At 56.1% G+C, this 13,995-nt stretch carries 11 protein-coding genes and 1 tRNA gene; all 12 read right to left on the bottom strand.

The window, feature by feature from the left end; genetic code table 11:
- Positions 1-2: 2 nt before the first annotated feature.
- Complete coding sequence (gene rpsG / locus ACZ500_RS23415; RefSeq protein WP_464229833.1) at positions 3-473, bottom strand: 30S ribosomal protein S7; 471 nt, start codon at positions 471-473, stop codon at positions 3-5.
- A 56-nt stretch (positions 474-529) separates the two neighbouring features.
- Positions 530-907 (bottom strand): 30S ribosomal protein S12, encoded by a 378-nt coding sequence (gene rpsL, locus ACZ500_RS23410; protein ID WP_028322752.1) that lies wholly within the window; start codon positions 905-907, stop codon positions 530-532.
- 136 nt (positions 908-1,043) lie between these two features.
- Positions 1,044-5,114: a DNA-directed RNA polymerase subunit beta' gene (rpoC, locus tag ACZ500_RS23405; protein WP_464229831.1), complete on the bottom strand. Its 4,071-nt coding sequence runs from the start codon at positions 5,112-5,114 to the stop codon at positions 1,044-1,046.
- A 100-nt stretch (positions 5,115-5,214) separates the two neighbouring features.
- Positions 5,215-9,327, bottom strand: a complete 4,113-nt coding sequence (gene rpoB / locus ACZ500_RS23400) for a DNA-directed RNA polymerase subunit beta (RefSeq protein WP_464229829.1) — start codon at positions 9,325-9,327, stop codon at positions 5,215-5,217.
- A 571-nt stretch (positions 9,328-9,898) separates the two neighbouring features.
- Positions 9,899-10,285, bottom strand: coding sequence for a 50S ribosomal protein L7/L12 (rplL, locus tag ACZ500_RS23395; protein WP_464229828.1), 387 nt, complete (start codon positions 10,283-10,285; stop codon positions 9,899-9,901).
- A gap of 38 nt (positions 10,286-10,323) precedes the next feature.
- On the bottom strand, positions 10,324-10,848 hold the full coding sequence (rplJ, locus tag ACZ500_RS23390) for a 50S ribosomal protein L10 (RefSeq protein ID WP_464229826.1): 525 nt from the start codon (positions 10,846-10,848) through the stop codon (positions 10,324-10,326).
- Between the two features lie 639 nt (positions 10,849-11,487).
- Positions 11,488-12,186: a 50S ribosomal protein L1 gene (gene rplA, locus ACZ500_RS23385; RefSeq protein WP_464229825.1), complete on the bottom strand. Its 699-nt coding sequence runs from the start codon at positions 12,184-12,186 to the stop codon at positions 11,488-11,490.
- A gap of 20 nt (positions 12,187-12,206) precedes the next feature.
- A complete protein-coding gene (rplK, locus tag ACZ500_RS23380) occupies positions 12,207-12,635 on the bottom strand; it encodes a 50S ribosomal protein L11 (RefSeq protein WP_464229824.1) in 429 nt (142 codons plus the stop codon).
- Positions 12,636-12,646: 11 nt separating this feature from the next.
- Positions 12,647-13,177: a transcription termination/antitermination protein NusG gene (nusG, locus tag ACZ500_RS23375; RefSeq protein ID WP_464229823.1), complete on the bottom strand. Its 531-nt coding sequence runs from the start codon at positions 13,175-13,177 to the stop codon at positions 12,647-12,649.
- A gap of 132 nt (positions 13,178-13,309) precedes the next feature.
- Entirely contained in the window at positions 13,310-13,672 is a 363-nt protein-coding gene (secE, locus tag ACZ500_RS23370) for a preprotein translocase subunit SecE (RefSeq protein ID WP_464229822.1), read from the bottom strand.
- A gap of 74 nt (positions 13,673-13,746) precedes the next feature.
- Positions 13,747-13,823 (bottom strand) — tRNA-Trp (locus ACZ500_RS23365).
- Between the two features lie 15 nt (positions 13,824-13,838).
- Entirely contained in the window at positions 13,839-13,988 is a 150-nt protein-coding gene (rpmG, locus tag ACZ500_RS23360) for a 50S ribosomal protein L33 (RefSeq protein ID WP_464229821.1), read from the bottom strand.
- Between the last annotated feature and the right edge of the window lie 7 nt (positions 13,989-13,995).

The raw sequence follows: 13,995 nt of genomic DNA, 5'->3' as shown, positions 1-13,995 counted from the left end.
AATTACCAGCGATAATGGGCAAAGGCCTTATTGGCTTCAGCCATCTTATGGGTATCTTCCCGCTTCTTTACGGCTGATCCGCGCTGATTTGCAGCATCCAGCAACTCGCCGGCGAGTTTGGCCGCCATGGTCTTTTCGCCCCTACCCTCCGCAAAAGAGATCAGCCATCGAATGCTGAGCGCCTGTCTTCTCGCTGGCCGCACCTCTGTCGGAACCTGGTATGTCGATCCCCCGACACGGCGCGATTTGACCTCCACGATGGGCTTCACGTTCTCGACCGCTTTCTGAAAAACGCCCAACGGGTCCTCTTTGGACTTGGATTCAATGATGTCAAATGCATCGTAGAGGATGGTGCGGGCAGTGCTCTTTTTCCCTTGTTTCATCAAATTGTTGATGAACTTCGCCGCAAGGACGTTCTTAAAGCGCGGATCCGGTGTAATCTCCCGCTTGGCGGCTACTCTCTTCCTCGACATGATGGAAACTCCGCAATTCCTGTATTGGTTGGTTCCGCTGATGCCTCAGCCATGACCTAAAGACCCTTCGGCCTCTTGGCGCCGTACTTGGACCGGCCCTGTCTCCTGTCACCCACACCCGTCGTGTCCATGGTGCCACGGATGATGTGGTACCGCACACCAGGAAGATCCTTGACACGTCCCCCACGGATCAGAACGACCGAGTGCTCCTGGAGATTGTGCCCCATCCCGGGGATGTAGGAGGTGACCTCGATCCCATTGGTCAACCGAACCCTGGCAACCTTCCTTAGAGCTGAATTCGGCTTCTTGGGGGTTGAGGTGTAGACCCGCACACAAACCCCTCTTTTCTGAGGTGCGCCCTGCAGAGCAGGTGTCTTGGTCTTCTTCTTGGGCGGTCGACGGCCTTTTCGGACGAGCTGGTTTATCGTCGGCATAGCATCTCCTCAACGCGCTGTCTATCGTAGACTAAGGGACCCCGCCGATGATGGGGTCCCTGAGTAATTAAAAGACTATACATATTATTAAAATTTAACTTTGTCAAGCGGTTTTAATCCGAGCCGTAAAAAATCATCATTCGACGGATAGATCGATATCCCGGTAGGCGTGTACGCCCGTGCCCGCAGGTATCAGGCGCCCCATGATGACGTTCTCTTTGAGCCCCTTGAGGTAGTCCACCTTTCCGGCAACGCTCGCATCGGAAAGGACTTTCGTCGTCTCCTGAAAAGAGGCCGCCGATATAAAACTTTCCGTGCTCAACGAGGCCTTGGTAATCCCGAGCAGCAGAGGCTCAGCGCTTGCCGGCGCGCCTCCGCGGGCGATGATGGTCTTGTTTTCCTCCTCGAACCGCCACTTCTCGATGTGCTCGCCCAGCAGGAACTGCGAATCGCCGACATCGGTGACGCTGACCTGCCGGAGCATCTGGCGTACGATCACCTCGATATGCTTGTCGTTGATCTTGACGCCTTGCAGGCGGTAGACCTCCTGGACTTCGTCCACGAGATATTTGGCAAGCTCCTTGACGCCACGGATCCTCAGAATGTCATGAGGGTTGACCGACCCGTCCATCAGCGGTTCGCCCGCCCTGACATAGTCTCCCTCGAGCACACTCACGTGCTTGCCGCGCCCGATAAAATAATCCACGGCTTCGCCTATGTCCGGCGTAATCGTCATTTTCCGCTTGCCCTTGGTGTACTTCCCGAAGGAGACGACCCCGTCGATCTCGCTGATGATCGCGGTTTCCTTGGGTTTCCGGACTTCGAAGAGTTCAGCCACGCGAGGCAGACCGCCGGTGATATCCTTCGTTTTCGTCGTCTCCCTCGGGATCTTGGCCAAGACCCCTCCGGCCCCGACCTCGTTCAGCTCGTTTACCATAATAATTGCACCGACCGGTAGATGATATCGGGCCTGCGCCTTGGTGCTGCTAGGCAGATTGGCGGTTTTTCCGCTGGCATCCTTGATGGATATGCGGGGACGGATGTCCACTTCACGGGATTCCACGATGACGCGACTGATCTTCCCGGTCACCTTGTCCCGCTTCTCCTGCATGGTCTTCCCCTCGATGATATCCCCGAATTTGACCACGCCGCCGACCTCGGTCATGATCGGGATGGTAAAAGGGTCCCATTCGGCCAGCACCTGATCCGGCTTGATGGGCATGCCGTCTCGAACCCGCAGCGTCGCACCGTAGATGATGGGATAGCGCTCCACCTCGCGGCCGCCCTTGCCAAGGATCGCAATCTCCCCATCGCGGTTCATCACCACGAGGTTCCCTTCAGAGTTTTCCACCGTCTTCAATTTGACGAATTTGACGTGCCCCTCGTTCCGGGGCTGGATCGTGGTCTGCTCCACGCGCTTGCTCGCCGTGCCGCCGATATGGAAAGTCCGCATCGTCAACTGGGTTCCGGGCTCACCGATAGACTGGGCAGCGATGATTCCAACGGCCTCACCGATATTGACCGCCCGCCCATGCGCCAGATCGCGCCCATAGCACTTGCGGCATATCCCGCGGCGGCATTCACACGTCAGCGCAGAGCGGATCTTCACCCTTTCGAGCCCGGCCGCCTCGATCGCCTCGACCTTGGCCTCGTCGATCTCGTCGTTAGCCTTCACGAGAAGCTCCCCTGTGATAGGATCGAAGACATCCTGCAGGGCAACGCGTCCGAGAACCCGATCGCCGACGCGCTGAAGGACCTCTCCGGCCTCCACCAGCGCATCGACCCAGATTCCGTCCATGGTACCGCAGTCTTCCTCCGTGATGATCGCGTCCTGTGCGACATCGACCAGCCGCCTCGTCAGATACCCGGAATTCGCCGTCTTCAATGCCGTATCCGCCAGACCCTTGCGGGCGCCGTGGGTCGAGATGAAGTACTGCAGCACCGTCAAGCCCTCGCGGAAGTTGGAGGTAATCGGCGTCTCGATGATCTCGCCCGAGGGCTTCGCCATAAGTCCCCGCATCCCGGCCAACTGGCGCATCTGGTCCTTGCTGCCCCGCGCACCGGACTCCGACATCATGAAAATGGCGTTGAAGCTCGTATCTCTGACCTTTTCACCGCTCGGCCCGATCACCTCCTCGGTGGCCATTTCCCTCATCATCTCCGAGGCCACCATTTCGGTCGACTGCGCCCAGATATCGACCACCTTGTTGTATTTCTCACCATTGGTGATCAATCCGCTCGTGTACTGTTCTTCGATTTTCTTCACTTCAGCTTCGGCCTTCTGGATGATCTCGGTCTTCCGCTGCGGAACCACCATATCGTTCATCGAGATGGAAATACCGGAGAGGCTCGCGTACTTGTACCCAATATCCTTCAGCCGGTCGGCGAGGATAACGGTCGATTTGATCCCGACCCGGCGGTAGGCCTCATTGATCAGCCCACGCAACTCCTTCTTCGACATCACCCGGTTGATCAGGCTGAAGGGCAGCTCCGGAGGCAGGATGTCCGAAAGGATGATCCTCCCGGTGGTCGTATCCTCGAGCCTCCCGTCCATCCGCACCTTGATGCTCGCATGGAGATCCAGCTCCCCGGCATCATAGGCGATCCTGACCTCTTTAGGGCTCGAAAAGGTCTTCCCGCTTCCTTTGGCAAAGGCCCGGTCACGGGTCATGTAATAGATTCCGAGAACGATATCCTGGCTTGGAACGATGATCGGATCACCGTGGGCGGGCGAAAGGATATTGTTGGTCGACATCATGAGAACCCGCGCCTCGATCTGCGCCTCGATCGACAGAGGCACGTGGACGGCCATCTGGTCGCCGTCGAAGTCCGCGTTGAATGCCGTGCAGACGAGCGGGTGCAACTGGATCGCCTTGCCCTCGATCAAAGTCGGCTCGAAGGCCTGTATCCCGAGGCGGTGCAGCGTCGGAGCGCGATTGAGCAGCACGCAGTATTCCCGAACGACTTCGTCCAATGCGTCCCACACTTCCGGCGTTTCCCGTTCCACCATCTTCTTTGCGCTTTTAATGGTGGTTACCAGGCCCTTTTCATCCAATTTGTTGTAGATGAACGGCTTGAAAAGCTCCAGGGCCATCTTTTTCGGCAGACCGCACTGGTGAAGGCGCAGATCGGGCCCGACAACGATCACCGAACGGCCCGAGTAATCAACGCGTTTCCCGAGCAGGTTCTGTCGAAAACGGCCTTGCTTTCCCTTCAGCATGTCGCTCAAGGATTTGAAGGGCCGCTTGTTCGCGCCTGTCACCACCTTACCCCGGCGCCCGTTGTCGAAAAGGACATCGACAGCCTCCTGAAGCATCCGCTTTTCGTTGCGCACGATGATGTCAGGCGCGCTCAGTTCCAGGAGCCGCTTGAGGCGGTTGTTCCGATTGATCACCCGGCGGTAGAGATCGTTCAGATCCGAGGTTGCAAATCGGCCGCCATCCAGCGGAACGAGCGGTCGCAGATCGGGAGGCAAAACCGGCACCACATCCAATATGGTCCATTCCGGACGGTTCTTCGACTCCCGGAAGGCGTCCACGATCTTGAGCCTCTTGGCCAACTTCCGCCGTTTCGCATCCGACTTTGTCGCCATCATTTCTTCGCGCAGCGATTCCGAGAGGACATCGAGGTCCAACTCTTTCAGCATGTTCTGAATCGCTTCGGCGCCGATGCCAGCCACGAACCGGTCACCAAAGTCCTCCCTCGCCTGCTGAAGCTGCTCGTCGCTCAGAAGAGTCCCCTTGATGAGGGGCGTATCCTTCGGATCGATAACGATGTAACTCTCGAAATAAAGCACCCGCTCGAGGTCTTTCAGGGTCAGATCAACCAGGTTGCCGACCTTGGAAGGCAGACATTTCAAAAACCAGATATGGGCTACAGGCGCCGCCAGCTCGATATGCCCCATCCGCTCCCTGCGCACCTTCGACTGAATCACCTCGACGCCGCACTTCTCGCACACGATACCCCGGTGCTTCATGCGCTTATATTTGCCGCAGTTGCACTCGTAATCCTTGATCGGTCCAAATATCTTCGAACAGAAAAGCCCATCCCTTTCCGGTTTGAACGTTCTGTAGTTGATGGTCTCCGGCTTCTTGACTTCTCCGTGCGACCATTCCTTTATCTTTTCAGGCGAGGCCAAGGAAATCCGCACCGCGTTGAAGCTGGACGGATCCTTCGGCTTGGCGAAAAAGCTATATAACTCTTCCAATGCTCAACTCCTTCGATACGCAAACACGTTAGGCCCCTGTCAGACCACAGATCCCGCATCTTCTTCAGGAACCCGTCCGAACAACCGACACTACAGGCCTTCAGGCCTGGCTGTCTTCGAAAAGCTGGATGTCCAGCCCCAGACTCTGCAGCTCTTTCATAAGGACCTTGAAGGATTCGGGGATACCAGCCTCGAGTACGTTGTTCCCCTTCACGATCCGCTCGTACATCCGGGTCCGGCCAGCGACATCGTCGGACTTCACCGTCAGGAACTCCTGCAGCGAATAGGCGGCCCCGTAAGCCTCCATGGCCCAGACCTCCATCTCTCCAAGGCGCTGACCTCCGAACTGCGCCTTTCCACCCAGGGGCTGCTGCGTCACAAGAGAATAAGGACCGATCGAGCGCGCATGCAGCTTGTCATCCACCAGGTGGTGCAGCTTCAGGATATACATGATTCCGACCGTCACCCGCTGATCGAAGGCCTCGCCTGTGCGCCCATCATAGAGAACCGCCTCACCCGTGACGGGCAATCCGGCCTCTTCGAGGCAGCGCTTGATTTCGTCCTCCTCCGCCCCGTCGAAAACGGGGGATGCCATGGGGACGCCGTCCCTCAGCAAACGCGCCTTATCAAGAACCTCTTCATCGTCCCTGCCGGAAAAATGCTCGCGGAAACTGTCGTCAGGGAATATCCGCTCCAATTTGGCCCTGAGTTCTTTCTTGTCGTGCAGCGAGTCGAGAAGCACCCCCACCTGCCTTCCAAGCTCCTTCGAAGCCCAGCCAAGGTGCGTTTCGAGCACCTGCCCGGCATTCATTCGAGAAGGAACCCCCAGAGGATTCAAGATGATATCTACAGGCGTTCCGTCGGCAAAATAGGGCATATCCTCGACAGGCAGGATACGGGAAAGCACCCCTTTATTGCCGTGCCGGCCCGCCATTTTATCTCCTACCGAGAGCTTGCGCTTCACCGCGATGTAGACCTTGACCATCTTGATCACGCCGGGCGCGAGTTCGTCCCCCAGGCTCAGCCGGTCGATTTTATCCTGGAATACGTTCGTTGTCCGCTCCACCTTTTCACTGTAGCTTTCCACTACCCCTTCAATCCGCTCGATGACCTCCATCGGTATTTTCAGATCAGCTGTAGCCCAGAGCTCGACGGGGACCGTATCGACCGTCTCCTCGTCGATGGTCCTGCCGGCCCTCACGAACGTATCGGTCGTGCTGCGGTCACGCAGATCCGTCTTGAGCTGTTTGCCCACCAGCAATTCCTTGAGCTTGTCACGCGTGCTTCGTCCGATCAGGGCAATTTCATCCTCCTGATCCTTCCGCAGTCGCGCCTCCTCCTCCGCCTCGATAGCAAGGCTGCGCTCATCCTTGTCGACGCCGCGTCGTGAAAAAACCTTCGCATCGATGACAATGCCTTCCACACCCGGCGGCACCCGCAGGGAGGTGTCCTTGACGTCTCCGGCCTTATCCCCGAATATCGCCCTCAGGAGCTTCTCCTCGGGTGAAAGCTGCGTTTCACCCTTCGGAGTGATCTTGCCGACCAGGATATCGCCGGCCTTCACCTCGGCGCCGACCTTGACGATCCCGCTTTCGTCCAGATTCTTCAGCGCCTCCTCCCCGACATTGGGGATATCACGGGTGATTTCTTCCTTGCCGAGTTTCGTGTCACGCGAAACGACTTCGAATTCCTCGACATGGATGGAGGTGTAAATATCCTCCTTTACCACCCGTTCGCTGATCAGGATGGAATCCTCGAAGTTATACCCCCCCCATGACATGAACGCGACCATCACGTTCTGCCCGAGCGCAAGTTCACCGAGCTCGGAGGCCGGGCCGTCGGCGATGATCTGGCCCTTCTGAACTGAATCTCCTTTCGCCACGATCGGCTTCTGGTTGTAGCAACTGTTCTGATTCGATTTCTTGAATTTGAGCAGCTTGTAGATATCCACCTCCGGCTCAGTTCCGTCCTCACCGCCGCCGGACCGGATAACGATCCGGGAAGCATCCACGTCCTCCACGACGCCGTTCCGCCGCGCGATAACGGAGATCCCCGAATCACGGGCGACTATGCGCTCGAGGCCCGTGCCGACCAGGGGCGCCTTCGCGCGAAGCAACGGGACCGCCTGGCGCTGCATATTGGATCCCATCAGGGCACGGTTGGCGTCGTCGTGCTCGAGAAAGGGGATCAATGAGGCCGATACGCTCACCAACTGGTCCGGAGACACGTCCATGTATTTAACCTCGGACACCGGAACTTTCGCCGCCTCACCTTCGATCCGGACGGCCGCCTCCTCCCGGATGAACCGTCCTTCTTCATCAAGCGGAGCATTGGCCTGCGCAATCGGATCTTTCCCCTCGTCCAGGGCAGAAAGGTATTTCAGCTCAGCCTTGGCGACGCCGCTTTCGACAAATCGGTAAGGGGTCTCGATAAACCCGAAATCATTGACGCGGGCATAGGTGCTCAACGATACGATCAAACCGATATTCGGACCTTCAGGCGTCTCGATGGGGCAGATACGCCCGTAGTGGGTCGGGTGGACGTCGCGGACCTCGAACCCCGCTCTTTCCCGAGTGAGACCACCGGGCCCGAGGGCGCTCAAGCGCCTTTTGTGGGTCACTTCGGAGAGTGGATTGGTCTGATCCATGAATTGTGAAAGCTGACTGGTCCCAAAGAACTCTTTGACAATCGCAGAAACAGGTTTGGAATTGATGAGATCATGGGGCATAAGGGTCTCCACCTCCTGGAGACTCATTTTTTCCTTGATAGCCCTTTCCATCCTGACCAACCCGATTCGGTACTGGTTCTCCAGCAGTTCACCCACCGCCCTGACACGCCGGTTTCCGAGGTTGTCGATGTCGTCGACCATGGCCTCCGCCGTCTTCAGATGGATCAGTTCCTTGACCGTCATCAGGATGTCTTCCCGCCGCAAGGTCCTCTGGTCGAGCGGGACATCGAGGTCGAGCCGGTGATTCAGCTTGAGTCGGCCAACTTTCGACAGGTCGTAAGTATTGATGTTGAAGAACAGGTTGTTCAGAAAGTTGTTCGCCACTTCCTGGGTCGGCGGGCTGCTCGGTCGCATTTTCCGGTAGATGTCGAGAACGGCCTCGTCCGGACTGTCGATTCGGTCGAGCAGCATCGTATCCCGGATCGTCGTGCTGACACCCTGTGCGTCCAGCACCAGACATTCGATCCGGGTGGCTCCCTTCTCGATCAGGGTTTCCACGACCTCATGGGTCAGGGTCTGGTTCCCTTCGATCAGGATCTCGCCGGTTTCTTGGTCCATCACATCCTGGGCCAAAACGCGCCCGATCACCTCATCGAGATCGATCGGAATGCGCCCGACACCGGCAGTTTCCAGAATTCGATGGAGTCGCTTGGTGTATTTATCCCCTTTCTTGGCCAGCACCTCACCGCTTTCGGGATCGACGATGTCTTTCGTGATCTTCTTCTGGTAGAGATTTTCGATCCGCGCCTCCTGCCAGCAGACCGTCCTCCCGATTTCGATGGTTTCCTTGTCATAAAATTGCTCGAGGATTTCCCTCGAGCTGTACCCAAGCGCCTTCAGCAGGATTGTGACAGGAAACTTCCTCCTCCTGTCGATGCGTACATATAGAAGGTCCTTCGGATCGAATTCGAAGTCCAGCCAGGACCCCCTCAGTGGAATGATCCTCGCAGAATAGAGCAGTTTCCCGCTCGAGTGGGTCTTGCCTTTGTCGTGATCGAAGAAAACCCCCGGCGACCGATGGAGCTGACTGACGACAACCCGCTCCGTCCCGTTCACGATAAAGGTCCCCCGCTCCGTCATCATGGGCAGGGTTCCGAAATAAATATCCTGTTCCTTGATATCCCGGATGCTCTTCGTTCCATCCGTGGAATCCGTGTCGAAAACCACCAGTCTTACGGTGAGCTTGACCGGCGCCTCGAAATTCATTCCCTTGTTCATGCAGTCGTCTTCGTCGTATTTCACCGGCTCAAAGCTGTATTTCACGAACTCGAGCGACGCCGTCCCGGCAAAATCATGAATGGGAAATACACTCTCAAAGGCCCCCTGAAGGCCGATATCCTGCCGCTCCTCGGGCGGTACACCCTTCTGCAGAAAACGCTCATAAGAGATCTTCTGCATCTCGATCAGGCTCGGAATCTCCATGACTTTCTTAATCTTCCCAAAATTCCTTCTTGGGCGGCTTCTGACACCATTTTTTCCCGGCATGGTATCTCCTCAATCTTTAATGTCTCAAAACGCGCCTTTTACCCATATTCGGGCAAAAGCACACTGGTTTGGAGGCGCCCTCTGAAAGAGAACCCCTCCAAACCACGACGGATGTCATCCCAAAACCTCTCGAGTCTCGGGCGACCCCGTCCGGGCACTGCTTACTCCCTCTCCCAATAAGGCCCTTAGGCCACCTACTCGAACACCTGGCAGGGAGAGGACGCTCTGATCTCTCGAAGATCGATCAGATGCGACCTGTTTTTCTCTCGTCAGCCTGCCTGGACATTCTTCCTTCGCCAAAAAAACTATGGCAGGGCCCTGAAATCCTGACAACACCCACCTGCCTTCTCTTCGAAAAGGACTTTGCAGCGCTTGAAGGCTTGGCATCAGGAAATCAGGATTTTTCTTCGCAGGCTTCCCCTGCTCAGTCCGACCTCTGCAGGAGTAGTCCTGCTTCGGCCAAGATTGACCAAATCGTGTGCTTGCCCGGAAGCGACCTGTATGGTCGCCTCGCAAGCAAACGGGCGAATCGACGCACCGATCGGCCTGAAAGAACATCTCCGCAGTGAAGCTACTTGATCTCGGCGGTCGCTCCGTTTTCTTCCAGTTCCTTCTTGATGTTCTCCGCTTCCTCTTTCGGAACACCTTCCTTGACCGGACTCGGCGCACCGTCAACCAGGGCCTTTGCCTCCTTCAGTCCGAGCCCCGTAATAGCCCGCACCACCTTGATGACCTGGATCTTCTTGTCACCTACCGCAGAAAGAATGACGTCGAACTCCGTTTTTTCCGCCGCCTCTTCCTGCGCCTGCGCAACCGGAGCCGCCGCTGCCATGGCCATCGGCGCCGCCGCACTCACGCCGAACTTGTCTTCAAGCTCTTTGACCAGTTCCGAGAGTTCCAAAACGGTCATATTCGCGATGAATTCGATTACATCTTGCTTCGTGATATGGTCTGTCATGATGTTTCTTTATCCTCCGTATGCTAAGGAGATCCGTCCTAGGCGGACTCTCCCTTCTGCTCTTCGATTGCTTTCAATACGTTCATAAATTGAACCATTACACCGTTCAGAACCCTGACAAAGCCCGCCGGCACGGCCTGCATGGCAGCCAGAACCTGAGAAAGCAGCACTTCCCGCGACGGCAATTCCGCCAAGCGCTTGATGCCTTCCTCGTCCATGGCTCTGCCTGAAATCTGGCCACCTTTAATACTGAACTGCTTCGCCGTCCTCCCGAACTCGACCAGTGCCTTTGCAGTCTTGACGACATCCTCATAGGACAGCGCCACAGCCGACGGCCCGGTCATATACTTCTCTATACAGGCCGTTTCCGTATCACAGCTGGCCAGTTTGAGAAGCCGGTTCTTGACGACCTGAACCTCGCCGCCGGCTTCCCTCAGCTCCTTCCTTAGCTTGCTCAAAGTCTCGACATTCAGACCCTGATAATTCACCAGAAAAGAACCCTGAGCCTTCTTAAGCCGCTCCTGAAGCTCAGCGACAAACTCTTCCTTCCGCTGTTTATCCATTTTTCACCTCCTCTCCGTGGGGCGTTCATTTGCCAAAGCCAGAGGTGCTGAAAGCGTCATCTCAAGCAGAACGTCTCGGTAGGCCTCGGGTTTAAGCCCTTCTCCAGCCAGCAACCGGTAAGGCTGCGACTGGTCAAGGCACCTACTGTCTTTGACATCATCCAACCAGCATCTGAAATCGAAATGCAATCGGCCAGGCCGACGCATCTCGAACGGGAGCACCTTTTTGAAACTGCGCTCCGAGCGTACCTTCATCCTATTTTCAGGAGGAAAATCCCTCAGGGAAACCATCGGGGTATCCCTCCCCAATCGGCTATCATTCATCAGCAGACGCCTTCGCACCCCCGCCGTTTAGCGGATCGGGGAGGCCCCGCTCACTGTGATGGCCCTGATAATCCCTTCCGGATGGGAGCTGATCCGCCTGAACCAGCATAAACAGCTATACTCTCGGATGGAACACCGCTCGCGTGCGCCGAATTTCAAGCGACAAAACCGAACGGCAGCTTCGAAAGGCAAAGCGGAAAGCGGAATCACGATCACAGAAGCACTGAAAGCCGACGAGATTCACCCGGACGGAGCCCCTCCGCCCCTCCAGTTCTCATCGGCGTTTCAATCTGTCAACTCGTCAGGAGGGCCTTCTCACTGCGCTGTAAGATCCTTTACGTAAGCCGGATCGATCTTGATGCCGGGACCCATCGTCGTCGCCACAGCGATGCTCTTGAGATAGGTTCCTTTACTTGCGGGTGGTTTCAATCTCTGTATCGTTTCAAAAAATGCGGCCAGGTTATTCAGAAGTTTCTCGACGCCGAAAGAGGCCTTCCCGATAGGCGCGTGTACGATGCCGGCCTTCTCGACCTTGAAATCGATCTTTCCGGCCTTGATCTCTCTGACAGCCTTCGCAACCTCAAAGGTCACCGTACCCAGCTTCGCATTCGGCATCATTCCACGGGGGCCCAGGATTCTGCCCAGTTTGCCTACGGCTCCCATCATGTCAGGGGTCGCTATGGCCTTGTCGAATTCCAGCCACCCCTTCTGAATCCTGTCAACCAGTTCGTCGGCACCAGCTACATCCGCGCCCGCATCGAGCGCCTCCTTTTCCTTTTCACCCTTGGCGAACACAGCGACCCTCACCACCTTCCCGGTCCCGTGAGGAAGAACCACCGTTCCCCTAACCATCTGATCGGCATGGCGGGGGTCGACCCCCAGCCTCACTGCCACATCGACGGTCTCGTCGAATTTCGCGAAGCGGTTCTCGACCGCAGTCCGCAAAGCTTCATCAAAGGCATATTTTTTCTGCCGGTCAACCTTCTGCAAACTCTCCCGATATTTCTTGCCCATCTTTTAAACGTCCTCCCGGGCTAAGCCTCAGCCACGATGATGCCCATGCTGCGCGCGGTGCCCTCGATGATTTTAGCGGCGGCTTCGATATCATAGGCATTCAAATCTTCAAATTTGAGTCTGGCAATCTCCTCGATCTGTTTCCGTGTCACCGTGGCGACCTTATCCTTGTTGGGAACAGAAGATCCTTTGGCGATCTTTGCGACCTGCTTCAGGAGAACAGAAGCAGGCGGAGTCTTCGTAATGAACGAGAAGGAGCGGTCCGCATAAATGGTGATCACTACGGGAATGACGGTACCCATCTGATCCTGCGTGCGGGCATTGAAGGCCTTGCAGAATTCAGCGATATTCACGCCGTGCTGACCCAGAGCCGGGCCGATCGGAGGTGACGGGTTGGCCTGTCCACCCTTTACCTGAAGCTTCACTGAACCGATGATTTTCTTAGCCATGATGCACCTCTTTAAATCTTCTTGACCTGAATAAAATCCAATTCGACAGGCGTGGGCCGTCCGAATATCGTAATGAGTACGCGCAATTTCTCCTTGTCAGGTTTGATCTCCTCAACAATGCCCTGGAAATTGCTGAAGGGGCCGTCAACAACCCGTACGTCATCGCCTTCCTCAAACCGAAAGCGCGGCTTGGGACGGCTCACCCCTTCCTCCATCTGGCGCAAGATCACTTCGGCTTCGGAATCCGGTATTGGGCTGGGTTTGACACCGCCTCCGACGAACCCGGTCACCTTGGCCGTATCCATGACAATATGCCAGGTCTCATCGTTAAGGATCATCTGGACGAGGATATAGCCGGGGTAGAATTTCCTCGAGGAAGTCCTCTTCTGCCCTTTCTTCAGTTCGACGACCTGTTCCGTCGGCACGAGGATCCGTCCGAACAAGGCCTCCTGCCCCAACGTCTTGATACGCTCCTCGAGGTTCCGTTTGACCTTGTTTTCAAACCCCGAATAGGTATGTACAATATACCATCTCAGTTCCACAAAGACACCCGACTAGGTATTGAATCAGCCACTGGTCATCCGGCAACGAGGTCCACATAACGCACCGGTGATCAGTCGACCAGGGAACACCATAAGACCCATCCCTTGCTAACCATACGGATGAGGAACCCGCTAGCCCACAATTCCTTTGATAATTTTAATCAGACCGAAATCCACCAACCCCAGATAAATAGAAATGATCATTACCAAAACGATAACCACAGTAGTCGAGGCGATCAATTCCTTGCGGGTAGGCCACTTCACCTTCTTCAGTTCGATCTTGACCTCTCTCAGAAACTGACGGGCCCTCTGGACGTAGATGGCAATGGATCGCTCTCTTCGCGTCGGCTTCTCTGGAGGCTTTTTCCCTCCTGCGCGATTGGCCGGTGTTTTGGACCCTGTCTTCGCACCTGCGCGCCCTCCGTGCTCGGACACCCCCTCGGACCCAGCCTTGATCTCGCCGCCCGTTTTTCCAACCTGCTCCTGGGTTCTCATCTGCCTCTCGAAAAGCTCCGCTGTTCCGGTTCAACCGCCTGGTCAGACGCGGCAGGAAATGGCCCAATAAAAAATGGCAGGCCAGGAGGGATTCGAACCCCCAACACCCGGATTTGGAGTCCGGTGCTCTAGCCGTTAGAGCTACTGGCCTGCAGGAACAAAAACGCTACTTCGTTTCCTTGTGCACCGTATGCATACGGCAGAATGCACAATATTTTTTGAAAGCGAGTTTGTCCGGTGTCTTCCGCTTATTCTTGGTCGTGGTGTAATTCTTGTTCTTACACTGCTCACAGGCCAAAGTGATGATATCTCGCATGCCCGAA

The organism is Desulfatiglans parachlorophenolica, from assembly GCF_055394735.1.
This window is presented reverse-complemented; position numbering and strand designations above follow the sequence as displayed.